The sequence below is a fragment of the Flammeovirga sp. SubArs3 genome (genome assembly GCF_947387565.1).
Taxonomy (GTDB): Bacteria; Bacteroidota; Bacteroidia; order Cytophagales; family Flammeovirgaceae; genus Flammeovirga; species Flammeovirga agarivorans.
On sequence record NZ_CANDOA010000007.1, the window covers coordinates 195487 to 211481 of the forward strand.

General features: G+C 34.9%; 13 protein-coding genes. 10 read left to right on the plus strand and 3 right to left on the minus strand.

Features of this window, described 5'->3' with window-relative positions; genetic code table 11:
- Window positions 1–24 precede the first annotated feature (24 nt).
- The 4 genes from rpsL (at window position 25) to rpsJ (ending at window position 3539) form a co-directional block, all read left to right on the plus strand.
- Window positions 25–399, plus strand: coding sequence for a 30S ribosomal protein S12 (gene rpsL / locus QL232_RS19605; RefSeq protein WP_168883727.1), 375 nt, complete (start codon window positions 25–27; stop codon window positions 397–399).
- 99 nt (window positions 400–498) lie between these two features.
- On the plus strand, window positions 499–981 hold the full coding sequence (gene rpsG, locus QL232_RS19610; RefSeq protein ID WP_044202332.1) for a 30S ribosomal protein S7: 483 nt from the start codon (window positions 499–501) through the stop codon (window positions 979–981).
- A gap of 6 nt (window positions 982–987) precedes the next feature.
- On the plus strand, window positions 988–3126 hold the full coding sequence (gene fusA, locus QL232_RS19615) for an elongation factor G (RefSeq protein WP_281615469.1): 2139 nt from the start codon (window positions 988–990) through the stop codon (window positions 3124–3126).
- Between the two features lie 107 nt (window positions 3127–3233).
- Window positions 3234–3539 (plus strand): 30S ribosomal protein S10, encoded by a 306-nt coding sequence (gene rpsJ / locus QL232_RS19620; protein ID WP_044227810.1) that lies wholly within the window; start codon window positions 3234–3236, stop codon window positions 3537–3539.
- Window positions 3540–3616: 77 nt separating this feature from the next.
- On the opposite strand, the gene QL232_RS19625 is transcribed toward rpsJ, so the two are convergent.
- Window positions 3617–4603, minus strand: coding sequence for a FecR family protein (locus QL232_RS19625; RefSeq protein ID WP_281615470.1), 987 nt, complete (start codon window positions 4601–4603; stop codon window positions 3617–3619).
- A 206-nt stretch (window positions 4604–4809) separates the two neighbouring features.
- On the opposite strand from QL232_RS19625, the gene QL232_RS19630 reads away from it, so the two are divergent.
- The 3 genes from QL232_RS19630 to QL232_RS19640 all read left to right on the plus strand — a co-directional run bounded on the left by QL232_RS19630 (window position 4810) and on the right by QL232_RS19640 (window position 9280).
- Complete coding sequence (locus QL232_RS19630) at window positions 4810–5265, plus strand: hypothetical protein (protein ID WP_168883724.1); 456 nt, start codon at window positions 4810–4812, stop codon at window positions 5263–5265.
- A 38-nt stretch (window positions 5266–5303) separates the two neighbouring features.
- On the plus strand, window positions 5304–7490 hold the full coding sequence (locus QL232_RS19635) for a bifunctional alpha,alpha-trehalose-phosphate synthase (UDP-forming)/trehalose-phosphatase (RefSeq protein WP_281615471.1): 2187 nt from the start codon (window positions 5304–5306) through the stop codon (window positions 7488–7490).
- A 170-nt stretch (window positions 7491–7660) separates the two neighbouring features.
- Window positions 7661–9280 carry a mechanosensitive ion channel family protein gene (locus QL232_RS19640; protein WP_168883722.1) on the plus strand — a complete coding sequence of 540 codons (1620 nt, stop codon included), beginning with the start codon at window positions 7661–7663 and terminating at the stop codon, window positions 9278–9280.
- A gap of 587 nt (window positions 9281–9867) precedes the next feature.
- On the opposite strand, the gene QL232_RS19645 is transcribed toward QL232_RS19640, so the two are convergent.
- Window positions 9868–10902, minus strand: coding sequence for a ferredoxin--NADP reductase (locus tag QL232_RS19645; RefSeq protein ID WP_168883721.1), 1035 nt, complete (start codon window positions 10900–10902; stop codon window positions 9868–9870).
- Between the two features lie 144 nt (window positions 10903–11046).
- Between QL232_RS19645 and QL232_RS19650 the strand changes: the two genes are divergently transcribed.
- Entirely contained in the window at window positions 11047–11655 is a 609-nt protein-coding gene (locus QL232_RS19650) for a hypothetical protein (protein WP_281615472.1), read from the plus strand.
- Here the strand turns inward: QL232_RS19650 and QL232_RS19655 are convergent.
- Window positions 11636–12466 (minus strand): hypothetical protein, encoded by an 831-nt coding sequence (locus QL232_RS19655; protein ID WP_281615473.1) that lies wholly within the window; start codon window positions 12464–12466, stop codon window positions 11636–11638. The genes QL232_RS19650 and QL232_RS19655 overlap by 20 nt on opposite strands.
- Before the next feature lie 108 nt (window positions 12467–12574).
- Here QL232_RS19655 and QL232_RS19660 point away from each other — a divergent pair, with 108 nt between their 5' ends.
- Both QL232_RS19660 and glmM read left to right on the plus strand, forming a co-directional pair.
- Complete coding sequence (locus tag QL232_RS19660) at window positions 12575–14482, plus strand: ComEC/Rec2 family competence protein (RefSeq protein WP_281615474.1); 1908 nt, start codon at window positions 12575–12577, stop codon at window positions 14480–14482.
- Window positions 14483–14551: 69 nt separating this feature from the next.
- A complete protein-coding gene (gene glmM / locus QL232_RS19665) occupies window positions 14552–15952 on the plus strand; it encodes a phosphoglucosamine mutase (protein ID WP_281615475.1) in 1401 nt (466 codons plus the stop codon).
- The last annotated feature ends 43 nt before the right edge of the window (window positions 15953–15995 follow it).

A 15995-nucleotide genomic window follows, 5' to 3' on the forward strand; every position in this document is an offset into this window, starting at 1 on the left:
GCATTTAAATTAAAATTTAAGTAAATGCCTACTATTCAACAACTTGTTAGAAAAGGGAGAAAAAAGATTGTAGTAAAATCTAAATCTCCAGCATTAGATTCATGCCCTCAACGTAGAGGTGTATGTACAAGAGTTTACACTACTACGCCTAAGAAGCCTAACTCGGCAATGCGTAAAGTAGCTAGGGTTCGTTTGACTAACGGTAAGGAAGTCAACGCTTACATCCCAGGTGAAGGACATAACTTGCAAGAGCACTCAATCGTTTTGATTCGTGGTGGTCGTATTAAGGATCTTCCTGGTGTGAGATATCACATCGTTCGTGGAGCACTTGATACTGCAGGTGTTGAAGGACGTGGTCAACGTCGTTCGAAGTATGGTACTAAGAAGCCTAAGGCTTAATTAGTCTGAACTTACAAAATTAATTTAAAGTCCAAGTCCTGAAGTCAAGACATTCATTGTCAGTAAGGACATCTCTAAAATTGTTTATTCTTTTAAGAAATGAGAAAGGCAAAACCTAAAAAGCGCTACGTATTACCAGATCCTAAATTTGGTGATACTATGGTAACAAAATTCGTTAACAACTTAATGGTTGACGGAAAGAAAAGTATTGCATACAGCATCTTCTACAACGCGTTAGAGATTGTTGAGCAAAAACTTTCAAAAGAAGGCGAAACTGTTGACGCATTAGACGTATGGAAGAAAGGTCTTTCTAACGTAATGCCTGCAGTGGAAGTTAAAGCTCGCCGTGTAGGTGGTGCTACTTTCCAAGTGCCAGTAGAAGTACGTCCAGATCGTAAAACGTCTTTAGGCATGAAGTGGATGATCACTATGTCTAGAAAGCGTAACGAACGTACTATGAAAGAACGTTTAGCTGCCGAAATCATTGCTGCTTCTCGTGGAGAGGGTGCTGCAGTGAAGAAGAAAGACGATACACATCGTATGGCAGAAGCAAATAAAGCATTTTCACACTTTAGATTCTAATAATCCGTGGCTAAGAAGATCCATCTTTCGCACCAAAGGAATATCGGTATCATGGCTCACATTGATGCTGGTAAAACTACGACAACAGAGCGTATCCTTTATTATACAGGTAAATCTCACAAAATTGGTGAGGTACATGACGGAGCTGCAACAATGGACTGGATGGAGCAAGAGCAAGAGCGTGGTATCACGATTACTTCTGCTGCTACAACCACTACATGGAATTACCCAACTGAACAGGGTAAGGCTACTCCTGCATCTGAAGAGTACAAAGTAAACATCATTGACACTCCTGGTCACGTTGACTTCACAGTAGAAGTAGCGCGTTCATTACGTGTACTTGATGGTGCTGTAGCTCTTTTCTGTGCCGTTTCTGGTGTAGAACCTCAATCTGAAACTGTATGGCGTCAAGCTGATGACTACAAGGTACCTCGTATCTGTTTCATCAACAAAATGGACCGTGCTGGTGCAGATTTCTTAAAAGCAGTGAAAACAATTGAAGAGAAATTGGGTGCAACTCCAGTTCCTTTACAATTACCAATCGGTGCTGAAGAAGGTTTCAGAGGTGTTGTTGACTTAATTACAAACGAAGCAATCGTTTGGAACGAAGCTGACCAAGGATTTACTTATGAAGTAATCGACATCCCTGCTGACATGGTTGACGAAGTTGCTGAGTGGAGAGAAAACCTTATCGAGGCGGTTTCTACTCACAATGAGGAGTTGATGGAGAAATTCTTCGAAGACCCAGATTCAATTACTGCTGATGAAGTTCGTGCTGCAGTTCGTAAGGCTGTTATGAACATGGAATTCTCTCCAGTAATGTGTGGTTCTGCATTCAAGAACAAAGGTGTTCAAGCACTGCTTGACGCTGTATGTTCTTACTTACCATCTCCACTTGACTTACCTGATACAAAAGGTACTAACCCTGAAACAGGTGAAGAGGAGACTCGTAAGGCAGATGCTTCAGATAAATTCTCAGCGTTAGCATTTAAGATCGCTACTGACCCATTCGTAGGTCGTTTATGTTTCTTAAGAGCTTACTCTGGTACTTTAGAAGCTGGTTCGTATGTATTGAACATGCGTACTGGTAAAAAAGAGCGTATCTCTCGTTTGATGCAAATGCACTCGAACAAGCAGAATCCAATCCCTCAAGTTGAGGCAGGTGATATCTGTGCGGGTGTAGGTTTCAAAGACATCAAAACTGGTGATACTCTTGTTGAGCTTGGTGCTCCAATCGTATTAGAAGAGATGGTATTCCCTGAGCCGGTAATCGGTATTGCTATTGAGCCTAAAACAAAAGGTGACGTAGACAAATTAGGTATGGCTATCGCTAAACTAGTAGAAGAGGATCCAACGCTTACAGTTGAAACTGACCACGAAACTGGTCAAACTATCTTAAGAGGTATGGGTGAGCTTCACTTGGAGATCATCATTGACCGTCTTAAGAGAGAATTCAACGTTGAAATTAACGAAGGTGCTCCACAAGTTGCTTACCGTGAGGCGATCAAAGGTTCTACTGAACACAGAGAGACTTACAAGAAACAAACTGGTGGTAAAGGTAAATTCGCAGACATCCAATTCGAACTTGGCCCAGCTGAGCCAGACGAGGATGGTGTTGTTAAGCCAGGTTTACAATTCGTTGACGAAATCAAAGGTGGTGTAATTCCAAAAGAATTTATCCCAGCTATCCAAAAAGGTTTCGAAGCAGCAATGGATAACGGTGCTTTAGCAGGTTACCCAATCGATGCTATGCGTGTTCGTTTATTCTACGGTTCTTACCATGATGTCGATTCAGATGCATTATCATTTGAATTAGCAGCAAAATTAGGTTTCAAAGCGGCAGCAAAATCTTGTCAGCCAATCATCCTTGAGCCTATCATGGACGTTTCTGTAGTTACTCCAGACGAGTACACTGGTGCTGTAATCGGTGATATCAACAAGCGTCGTGGTCTTCCGAAAGGACAAGAGATCTCTAACGGTGCAGTTGTAATCAAAGCTGATGTACCTTTATCAGAGTTATTCGGTTATGTAACTGACCTTCGTACTATTACTTCAGGTCGTGCATCTGCTTCATTAACTTTCTCTGAGTACAAAGAAGTACCAAGAAACGTTGCTGAAGACGTAATTGCTGAAGCTAAGAAGTAATTATAAATTGTCAATAATCATGAACTCCTGAACCTACAACGGTAGGTTCAGAGTTTATGAATTACATACAACTAGTTAGCGGACGGCTAACTTTATTCAAAAAAGATATGACACAAAAAATCAGAATCAAACTTAAGTCATACGATCACAATTTAGTAGACAAATCTGCTGCTAAGATCGTTGAAGCTGTTAAGAAAACAGACGCAGTTGTTGCAGGTCCAGTGCCTCTTCCAACTAAGAAAGAAAAGTTCACAGTTCTTCGTTCACCACACGTTAACAAGAAATCACGTGAGCAATTCCAACTTTGTACTTACAAGCGTTTGATCGATATCTTCTCGTCTTCTCCAAAGACAGTAGACGCATTAATGAAACTTGACTTACCGTCAGGTGTTGATGTTGAGATCAAAGTCTAAGTTTGATACATTAGATTTAATAAAAAAGGCTGCCTTAGTTTACTAAGACAGCCTTTTTTGTATTCAAGCAATAAAAATTAATTGTTGATATCACTTAATATCACACTCTCTCCTTCTAATCTAAAGTTAAGTGCAAGATCTTTTGTTAAATCAGATAATGCAGCATTGATATTTTCATCCTTAAAACTTCCAGAAAATACCTTGTTTGATAACTCTGGTAAAGAATGAACTACCTTAACTCCAAATTGATTCTCGAAATCAAAGAGTACCATAGATAAGGGTACTTCATGATAGATAAAGTGTCCTTTAGGCCAATTGATATGTGTCAGATCTCCTTGTAATACATCGCCTAATTCAGCAGACTTTGTTTTCAAGCTATTGCCTTTTTTCAATAATATATTACTAGTCGCCTCATCTTGATGTGGTGTTCTCACTTGGACAAGAGGCCTTCCAATGTTTGTAATATGATATAAATAAGAATCATCCCTTACATCAAATATACTGCCTGCATCAGCTAAGATTATTGAGCGATCTGTCTTTACTTCATAAGATACTCCTCCTTCATGAACAGCATTTAGATGAAACTGTGCATGGCCATTCAAATAGACATTTCCATCAAAACCTGATTTCAGGTATCTGATATTGGATCCCTTTTTCAAGAAAACGGTTGAACCGTCTGGGAAAGTATATTCCAATGTTCCATCAGAAGGAGTTACATTTTGTATCCCACTAAGGAAAAACCACATGGCATAAAGTCCTACAAATACTCCAGCAATTGCAGCTACTTTTTTCATGTACTTTGGAGAAAACAACATATCAATAAAACTTGCTTCAGCTTGCTTTACCGTCTCACTATTTATTTTCCCATATATTTCTGACCATGACTGCTCCTTAGACTTTTTGGAAGTCGGGATAGACATGTTACTTAACTCATCTGATACTTTATTTAATAAACTCAGCTCCTTATCACTATTGTCATCTACCTGATCCTTATTAGAAGTACTTTCTTGGTCATAGTGTTTTAGTGCTTTATCTATAAATTCATGATCGTTTTCTGGTATCATTTAGAAATTCTTTAGAGAGAAAAATATTATGAACTTGTAATTAGATTTGATTAACATTTATTAATAATACATCAATAAAGAAGATTACCCTACTTATTTGAAGAAAAAAATTCAGATCTTTTAATTGATGGTGAATAAATCCTATCTTTATTAAGATTAAAAAATGATTTTTTCATTATATACCGTGATATAAACAACTTCTATTTATGAATGATGTTTGGTTTCAATGGGTCCAACACCTTCAGCAATACTTATGGTGGTGGATCGGAATACTTACTTCTGTTATCATTATCCTTTGGATTTATATTTATTTTCCTTTCGGTAAAAAAAGGAAAGTCATCAATCATGAAGAACTAGATGATCTATTTGATGAATTAAAACAATCCAGAGAAAATGTCCAAGATGTCCTTGAAGGATATCAGGATATAATTGATGACAAAAATAAGGAACTCATTGATTATGATGAAAAGATTAAAGAAAGAGAAAATCATTTATTGCTCATTTCTGACCTCCCAGAGGAAATTGAGTTAGAAATAAAACTAAAAGAACGACAACATAACCAAAAAATGTTACTCTTAGGCATTTTTATTGGGATACTCTGTGGAGGAGTTGGTGTTTGGGCTTTTTTAAATTGGGAACGTGTGCTCCAGTTTATTCTTTAATGTTTCTAACTACCAAAAAATTTAACTAACAAAAGTCTATGTCAAAAAAAACAATTATTGTCTCGAACAGACTTCCGGTCACTGTAAATAAAAATGCAGATAATTCCCTAAGTTTTAAACCTAGTTCTGGAGGCCTTGCAACAGGATTAAGTACTACTTACAAACAAGGTGGTAACCTTTGGATTGGCTGGCCTGGAACTTACGATCACGACCAAAAGGAAAAAGAACATATTGGTGTTGAGCTTAAAAAAGACAACATGGCACCTGTTTTTTTAACCCAAGAAGATGTTCTAAAGTTCTACGAAGGGTATTCTAATAAAACATTATGGCCTCTTTTCCACTATTTCACTGAATATGCAACCTATGAAAAAGATTTATGGGATTCGTATATCCATGTGAATGAGATGTTCAGAGATGCGATTTTGCAACATGCTGAGCCCGAAGATACTATTTGGGTACATGATTATCAGTTATTGCTTCTTCCAGGTATGTTAAGAGAAGCACTACCCAATGCTACTATTGGCTTCTTCCAACATATTCCTTTCCCATCCTACGAGATTTTCCGTCTATTACCATGGCGTAAAGAAACTCTAGAAGGGGTACTAGGTGCTGATTTAATTGGTTTCCATACCTATGATGATATGCGACACTTCTTAAGTTCAGTCAACCGTCTATTGGGATATGATAGTTCTCTTGGTCTTTTAAAAGTAAAAAATAGATTAGTTTCTGTTGATGCCTTCCCAATGGGTATCGATTACGATAAGTTTGAAAAAGCTGCTGACTCTGAAAAGACAAAGCAAAAAGTTATCGCATATGGAGACTTGCTTAGTAAAAATAAATCGATCCTTTCTATTGACAGATTGGATTATAGTAAAGGTATCAAGCACCGTCTTTTAGGATTTGATAAGTTCCTATCAAAATACCCAGAATATCAGGGGCAAGTATCTTTAATCCTATTAGTAGTACCATCTAGAGATAAGGTAGACCAATACCAACATTTAAAAGAAGAAATCGATACACTTGTTGGTAAGATAAATGGTAAGTACAGTAGAATGAATTGGTCTCCGATTCACTACTTCTATAGATCATTTAGTTTTGAAGGTTTATCTGCTTTATATAAAGCATCTACGGTAGGTTTGGTTACACCGCTTCGTGATGGTATGAACCTAGTCTGTAAAGAGTTTGTAGCAAGTAAAACAGACCAACAAGGCGTTCTTATTTTAAGTGAGATGGCCGGTGCTGCCAAAGAACTTTCTGAAGCAATTCTTATCAATCCTAATGACGAGAATCAGATTGTTGAAGCACTATATACGGCATTGACTATGCCTGAGGACGAACAAAGGTCCCGAATGAAAGAAATGCAGAAAAAGGTGAGACGATACAATGTTCACCGATGGGTAGAAATTTTTATGAATCAACTGGATAACATTATTGAACGTCAAAGAGCAATGAACATGCGATTATTATCTGACGAGTCGAGATCTAAAATGATCGAAAAATATACAAAGGCACAAAAACGTATTATCTTCTTAGATTACGATGGTACACTAAAAGGTTTTGCTGCCGATCCTCAATCCGTTTCTCCTGATCAAGAATTAAGAGAAATCATGAAAATCTTAACGAAAGACGATAGAAATAGGGTCGTTATTATCAGTGGTAGAGATAAAGAGACATTAGAAGCATGGTTTAGTGATTTTAAAGTCGATATCATTGCTGAACATGGTATTTGGTTAAGAAGAGGAAATACTCCTTTTGAAATGATCGATAACTTAAATTCTGATTGGAAATCAAAAATCAGTAATATCCTCGATCGTTATGTTGACCGTACTCCAGGGTCATTTGTTGAAGAAAAAGCATTCTCTGTAGCTTGGCATTACCGTAAAGCAGATGCTGATTTCGGTGATTTAAGAGCTAGAGAACTTGTAGGTAACCTCAACTATTTAATTTCTAACATGAACCTTCAGGTAATGCATGGAAACAAGGTAGTAGAAGTAAAATCGCAAGATGTGAATAAAGGAAAAGCTGCGTTAAAATTCTTAGCAGACGACGACTATGATTTTGTTTTCGCTGCTGGTGATGACGTAACGGATGAAGATACATTCCAAGCTCTTCCTAAGAAAGCTTACACTATCAAAGTAGGTTTAGGGGCTTCTGCTGCAAGATATAACTTAAAAACAGTAGCAGATGTACGTCAATTACTGTCAACATTCGGTGCAATTGAATAATTAGAATTGAGCTATACATAATTTAGGCTGGTACTTCATGGAAAGTATCAGCCTATTTTTTTTAGAAAGAAGCATATTTTAGTAGGATTCGATCATGTAATACTATGGGTCTTAGGGTTATTATCGTTATTTTAAAGATGTCTCTTTATCTATAATTTCTGCATTGCAATATGTCGATCAAACAATTTCTTATATACGTAATAGTATTTCTTTTTCCATTCATCACATTTGGAGAAGAAAATGATGACCAAGATGGACGTCGTAGTTATCCAGAAGATCATCTATTCTATGATTTCAAATCGTTAGATAGTATAGAATATTCGTTAAGTACTCCATACCATACTATCCATACACACCTTGAAAACCTTGAAGAAGATAACTTCCATCCTGAGGTAGCAATTAAAGCCTTCCCTCAAGGGAAATGGACTGAAGATGAATTGAGACGACTCGCCATTCAATTGAAATTAATTTATTTTCGAGAGGGGATCTATCTTAATTCTATCAACTTTCCTTTAGAAAAAGATTACATAGATAAAAAGACACAAACACATAGATATTTTATCTCTAGTAAGATCAATAATATCTATCTGGACCGACAAGAAAATGGAGAATGGAGATATTCAGAATATTCTACCAATCGAATTAATGAGCTCTTTAAAGATAGTTATCCTTCGTTTACCAGTAATTTAGTTCTTTTCGCTTCTTCTATTCAACAGTCAGAAGAAGTTTTCATGGGAATCAATTTGTGGCAATGGACCTCCATATTCTTATTGATTATCATGACCTATATCTATTATAGAGTTGGTGAATGGATTTCTAAAAAGTTTCTAAAGCGGATATTTAGTAAACTCAAAAAGCAGGAAATTGATAACCTTATCTTACCAAAATTCCGTTTACCACTAGCAACCATAATTATATGTGCTTTTTGGTATTACCTTATCCCTTTCCTTCTGCTCTCAGAATATATCACTTATTATATTATGACGGGTGTGAAGCTGCTATTCATCTATAATGTATTTATTATTCTATATCATTTGGCCGATGTAATTGTCATTAGGTTCAGTGATTTTATTCAGAATAATAACGTTTTGGATAAAAACCTTCTTCCTGTATTAAAAGCTTGTTTACGAATTATCTTTATCACTTTTGGAGTCCTACTCGCTTTAAAAATCTTTGGTTTTGATATATCTCGATTAATTACAGGGATTTCCTTTGGTGGTGTAGCTTTAGCGTTTGCTGCTCAAGATACTGTCAAAAATTTCTTTGGTTCAATCATGATTTTCTTAGATAAACCATTTCAAGTTGGTGATTGGGTATCAGTACAGAATCAGGAAGGCATCATTGAGGAAATAGGTTTTAGAAGTACTAGAGTAAGGACTTTTACAGATTCTCTACTAAGTATACCTAATGGAGTAATGGTGAATAGCAATATTGACAACCTTGGTCAAAGAAAGTTGAGAAGATACAATACCATGCTTTCAATTCCTTATAATACACCTACAGTAAAAATTGAAGCTTTTATCGAGGAAGTGAAGAAATGTATTGAAGCACACCCTAAAACAAAGAAAGACCTTTATCATGTGAGATTAAATAATCTTGCAGCTGCTTCATTAGAAGTTATGCTATATGTTTATTTCGAAACTTTTAGCTGGACTGAAGAACTTGAAAATAGAGAGGCTCTACTTTTTGATGTTTTGAAAGCTGCAGAAAGAGTTGGTGTTGAATTCGCTTTCCCTACGCAAACACTTTATGTCAAAAATGATGATGATGACCATCAAAAGAAGTCTTAAAATATCAATAAAGAGAAAAGAGACGATATAGGCATCAAATATTAGTATAATACAATAAGAAAAGGGGTATGTAAAGCACACACCCCTCTTTTGTACTTTTCTAAGAAAAGAAAAAGGAAATAATTTGAGATTATGAGTTCCTAAAAAAGGAAAAAATTAGTTAATTAAGATCTAATTTCATAACCATAACCGCATCAAGGCCGTTATTAGATATGAAAGCAATATCAAATAAATGTCAGATGAATAGATGAAGAAAGAAGAGGAGTTGATTTGCTTTTATTACAGTCAGTAGGTTAAAAAATTCTGTCAGAGGAATAGACTGAAGAGACTGTTTACAAATAGATACGAAAAAAATATTTTTACTTAGTATTTTTAAAACTACAATTTGTTAGTGAATGCGTTAGTAAAAATAATAAGATATAAGTTTAGCGAAATGAACAGATTGAAGAGGAGTTGGAGTAACCCTTTGTCTTATAGACAAAGGGTTCTTTTTTTCTTCAATCTTTCGATGTTTCAAAGTAACTACTAAAATTTGATTATTCCAAGAATACCTAACAAATTTTAGTAAATAAATATCAACAACCGATTTAATCGTATGTGATTTTAACATTTTCTGTTAATGGTTGGCTAATACATGTTAATACATAGCCTTCTTGCTTCTCTGCTTCAGATAATACTGAAGTCTCTCCCATCTCCACTTTACCAGAAACACACTTTCCTTTACAAGCCGTACAAACTCCGTTTTGACAAGAGTAAGGAATATCCAAACCAGCATCTAATCCAGCATCTAGAATCATTGTACCTGGGTTCACAACGACATCATGTTCTTCTCCATCGATTTCGATAGATACTGTCTGTGTAGAAAGGTCTACATTCACAGCTCCACTTTCTGATGCAGGAACAAAGCTTTCTTTAAATATTTTAGAAGACGAAACTTTAAATCTTTTCAAAGCACTCTCTACAGATTCCATCATTCCTTCTGGTCCACATAAGAAATGCTCAGATTTATCAATACTTAATCTATTAATAATATTTACAGCCATAACATCATCAATTCTACCAGAGAACCCTCCCCAAGCAGCTGAAGGTTTACTCAATACATGAATGATCTCCAAACGGTCTTCAAATTTAGATTTCAGTTCATCTATTTGTTCATTAAAGATGATTGTATTCTCGTTTCTATTACCATAGATTAAAAATACCTTACTTCTTTTTTCGAAAAATAAGATACTCTTCATCATACTGAATAAAGGTGTAATACCAGATCCCCCTGCCCATAAGAATATATTCCTTTCTAGGTTGCTATCAGGCTCAATTAGAAACTGTCCCATTGGATCTCCAATTTCCATAGAGTCTCCAGCTTTAATTGCATCATTAAGATGATTAGAGACCAATCCTCCTTCTACTCTTTTTACAGTGATATCTACCGTTGCATCCAATTGAGGAGATGAAGACATAGAATATGATCTAATGGCTTTCTTATCTCCAATCGAACTAAAAACAGAAACAAATTGTCCTGATTGATACTTCAATTTTCGAAACAACGGTTGTTTTAATTTTATAGTGACAGTGTCGGCTGTTTCATTCACAACCTCTTTTACTTTAAGAGTATACTTATTCATACCGAAACGGGTGTATTTTTAATTCCTATTATCTAATATTAAGAGGTAAATGCCTAATAAATAATAAAGGTAATACCAAACTTTTTCAAGGGCACCCATTATTACTTATTTTTGTTTATTAACTAGCATAGCTTCCTAATTATCATGAATTATTTCCACAGTGTATTCCTAATTTTAGCTACTTCCATTATTTGCATGGGTCAAGAGTCGACTACTAGAAACTACCTTTTATCGGTAGAACCTGATGTAAGTATGGAAATTACAGGTAAAACTAATGTCAGTTCTTTTGACTGTCAGTTTACCCAATCAGAAAGTAGTACGCTTACCTTTACTACTAAAATATTCAAGCAACTTACCCCAGTAAACCACTCAGGAATTGATTTTAAAGTCAATTGTTTTGATTGTGGTATCTCCTTGATGAATAAAGAATTTAAAGAACTATTGGAAGAAGATCAGTTCCCCAATATTTCTATGAAGATTCTATCCATGCACATCTTTAAAGATCCTGACAGTGGCCAACTAAAAGGTGTAGGTAATACATTGATGTCAATTGCGGGTCAAACTAGAGAAGAAACTATTGAGTATCAGGTAGAGACTATATCTGAAGATAACTTTAAGATTATTGGATTCAAAACCTTAGATATCACTCAATATGGTATTACCCCTCCTAAGAAAATGATGGGTATGGTAAAGGTGAATAAAAATATTACCGTAGACTTTAATTTTACAGTAATTAATTCGCCTCTGGAGTAAAAAACTCCACCGTTTTTTCAATTTTTGCGATATAAGGATCTTCTGGATTATAAATCAATCGATAGCCAAAGTTTCCTCTTCCGAAAAAGACCACTTTTACATTAACTAAATCTTCTTCATTTAGTTCTCGATCTGACTTGAATTTTTTGATATTGGAATAATTCATATCCTCACCAATCATTGCTTTTGCATGAAAAGTATAAGCTCTTCTTTTAGCAAAGATCCCATACTTTCCTCCCCAAACATTTTTTGATCTTTCGTAAAAACCTTGTCCAAATTCAGCAAAATCTCCTGCTCCACTCCAATTTATTGAACGGTCCATATCGTATACATCAAAATAGCTATAGGTTGTTGTAAATCGAGCTATTAATCCCTTATCAAAATGTTTATCGGACACCGTTGCTTGTTTGAAGGATACTTCCTCTATCGCTTTAAACTTAAATCCTAACTCTTTGAACTCGTAGTCTAATAGAATCTCCTCGTCAACTAGATCTTCATTTATTTCTGGCAACTCTTCTGTATCAAGGTCTTCTTCTTCGATTTCCTCATGTAAAAGCACCTCTTTCTCCACAACGATTTCTGTTTTCTCTTGGATATTTTTCTCTTCTATTACAAGAGTATCAACCTCTATTTCTGGTGTTTCTAGCTTTGTTTTATCTTCTACAGTTTCATCTTCCCCGATACCCATATCAGGAAAAAAATCAAAAATTGTTGTTCCGTCCTGTTCCTCTTCTTGGGAATTGCTTTCTTTTTCACATGAAGTGAATAACAGGACTGAAAACAGTATAAAAAGTAAGTGAGTTAATTTCATAATTAAAAAGTTAGAATAGTTGACATTCAAAAATAAAAAGTGTTTCGATAATTTTCATTAGTTTTCAGATATAAAATAAACTATTACCAACTTCTCGCTCAACGATTCATGATTCATAAAGCTCCTTTCTTCTGGATAAATATTGCCTTTATCTTGGGTATCACTTTTTCCTATACTTATTGTTGTGATATTCTACTTGCTTTATCTACCTTTTTAGTAAGTCTATGTCTATCCCTTTTCTTTCAAATTACTTACAAGAAATACTTTGCTTCTTTCACTCTTTATCTTTGTTGTTTTTTAGGTGGAATCATTGCGTTTCATCACATATCTGTAATAATTGATGAAAATGATAAGTATCTAGTTCATACGTCCTCTGAGTTAAAGAAAAAAGGAAGTGAATATTATATTTTCGGTAAAATTGATCAAGGTTTTTATACCCACAACGTTGTTCTTCTTTTTCCAAACTTGATTGAAATTCAAGAAGGTGATTCAATTGCTATACAAGGTCAACTGTCGAAAATCAACAAAGAAGAGCACCTGATTTCTTTCAGTTATGATGATTATTTTATTTCACAACAGGCCTACTATAAAATTAAGGTTAATCAATATACTGTATTAAAACAGCAGAAAGGGGGTATTGAAAATGTGCGCTCTAAAGTAGATTCTTTGATCTTCGAAACTTTTTCAACAACATCACAAGGTATAGCTTGTTCATTATTACTTGGAGACAAATCTCACCTTTCAAAAAAGGAAAAAGAGGTATATCAAACTTCGGGGAGTATGCATGTGTTAGCCATATCAGGAATGCATGTAGGAATTCTGTCTGTGTTGATCTATTATCTACTTTGGTGGATCAAATGGTTTCCAAAGCGATATCATAAACTTCAACCTATCATCACATGTATGTTTATTGTTGGTTATAGTCTATTTGTTGGTGGTGCCCCCTCAATAGTTAGAGCTACGGTTATGATGATTCTTGGGACAGTTAGTATCTTATTAAAACGGAAAGTACTTGCTGTTAATATCATTAGTATAGCATCTTTTGGTTTACTACTATACGACCCGTCAATATTCTTTTCGATCAGTTACCAACTATCTTTTATAGCGATTTTCAGCATTAGTATATTTCCTTATTGGAAACGTATTTCATCATTAAAATGGTATTTAAAAATACCGGTTGGTTTAGTTTCCGTAGGACTTGTTACTCAAATTGGAACATTACCACTTGTATTATATTATTTTCATTTCTTTCCTGTATATGGACTTATTTCTGGGTTATTCAATGGACTTCTTACATCGATATTAATGTATTTAGGAATCGTCTCATTATTGCTCTCACAAATAAACTTTTATTACGAGTGGTGTCTTTGGTTATTTGACACTATCTACGAATGGAATTTATTTTTATTGATAAAAATCTCTTCATGGCCTCAATTACCTCTCATATTTATTCCTAAAACAATCACAATTGTCAGCCTCTTATTTTTCAATCTATCGATGTATACTTTCTATTACCCAAAAAGAATCACATTATATATCAATACTCTAATACTATTGGTTTTCAGTACTCTAATAGTTGTTTTCTTAATTAAAAAAGACAGATTATTAATGTCTGTTTATCATGAAAAAAGTACAATAATAAGTATACAAAAGTGGAATAGTATTTCCACCTATATTTTTTCAGATAATCAGAAATCTATTCCTGTCCTATTAAAAAGACATCACGAACGATTTAAAAATTCACAGATAAATTTTCTCTCTTCTGCTGAATCATGTGTTTTGTCTATTGATAATAAAAGGCTTAGAATCTGTATAGAAAACGATTTTATTGAGAAAAACAGTGTTGATGACGTTCATGCTATTCTTATTCTCAATAAAAAATCTGCTGATGTTCAAATATTGAAAGTCAGTTCATCTATCAAGAACAGCAATACAACATATTCTAAGGTGTTTCCCAGTGTGATAACAAACAACACACAACTTACTCAAATTGATTTGGGGAAAATCCTTAAATAAGAATGTTAATTTAATTCTTGGTATGATATAAAAGTTTATTTTTGTGACCTAATCAAAATTTTTTGAGCCTTGACGTTAATTAAATCCATATCTGGTATTAGGGGTACAATTGGTGGTTCTACCGAAGAATCATTAAACCCTGTAGATGCTGCAAAATTTTCTGCTGCTTATGCAAAGTGGATCCTTGCAAATGATGAAAACAATAACCGTAAAGTAGTATTGGGTAGAGATGCCCGTGTTTCTGGTGGTTGGTTATCTCAGATTGTTTCAGGTACACTACAAGCAATGGGAGTAGATGTAGTAGACTTAGGTTTATCGACAACTCCAACAGTTGAGTTAGCGACAGAACTTGAGCATGCTGCTGGTGGCATTATCCTAACGGCTAGCCATAACCCTGCTAACTGGAATGCTTTAAAACTATTAAACTCTAAAGGTGAGTTTATTTCTGCTGAAGCAATGGGAGAAATCCTTGCTGATGCTGAAAAAGATGCTTACGATTTCGCAGATTACAAACAAACTGGACAAGTTTCTTATGATGATACTTACATTGATAAGCATATCCAGATGATTCTTGATTTAGATTTGGTAGATGTAGAAGCTATCAAAGCTAAAAACTTTAATGTTGTAATCGACTGTGTAAACTCTACAGGTGGTATCGCTGTTCCTAAATTATTAACAGCACTTGGTGTAAATAATGTTGAGAAACTTTACTGTGAACCAAATGGTCGTTTCCCTCATAACCCTGAGCCATTACCTGAGAACATCACAGAAATCTCAAGAACTTTAGAAAATGGTAACTATCACCTAGGTATTATTGTTGATCCAGACGTTGACCGTTTGGCTTTAGTAACTGAAGATGGTAGTCCTTTTGGAGAAGAATACACTTTAGTAGCTGTTTCTGACTATGTATTATCGAAAAAGTTGGGTAATACTGTATCTAACATGTCTTCAACTCGTGCTTTGAGAGATGTAACTGAAAAGCATGGTGGACAATACACTGCATCAGCTGTTGGTGAGGTAAATGTTGTGAAGATGATGAAAGAAACTAATGCTGTTATTGGTGGTGAAGGTAACGGAGGTGTAATCCTTCCTGAGCTTCACTATGGTAGAGATGCATTAGTAGGAATCGCTTTATTCCTTTCTAAATTAGCAAACTTCAATGGTTCTGCTAATATGCTTCGTCAGTCGTATCCAAACTACCATATTTCTAAGAACAAAATCGAATTAACTCCTGAAATCGATGTTGATTTGATTTTAGAAAAAATGGAAGAAAAATACGCCAACCAACCAGTAAATACTTTGGATGGTGTAAAAATCGAATTTGACAAAGAATGGGTTCATTTAAGAAAATCGAATACTGAACCTATTATTCGTATATATTCTGAGTCTGAAACGGAACAAACTGCTGAACACTTAGCACAAAAGATTATTTCAGATATCAAAGAAATCATTCAGTTTAAAGCTGAGTAATTTCATTTCAATAAAATTATAAGTAACTGAAAATCAAGTTTAT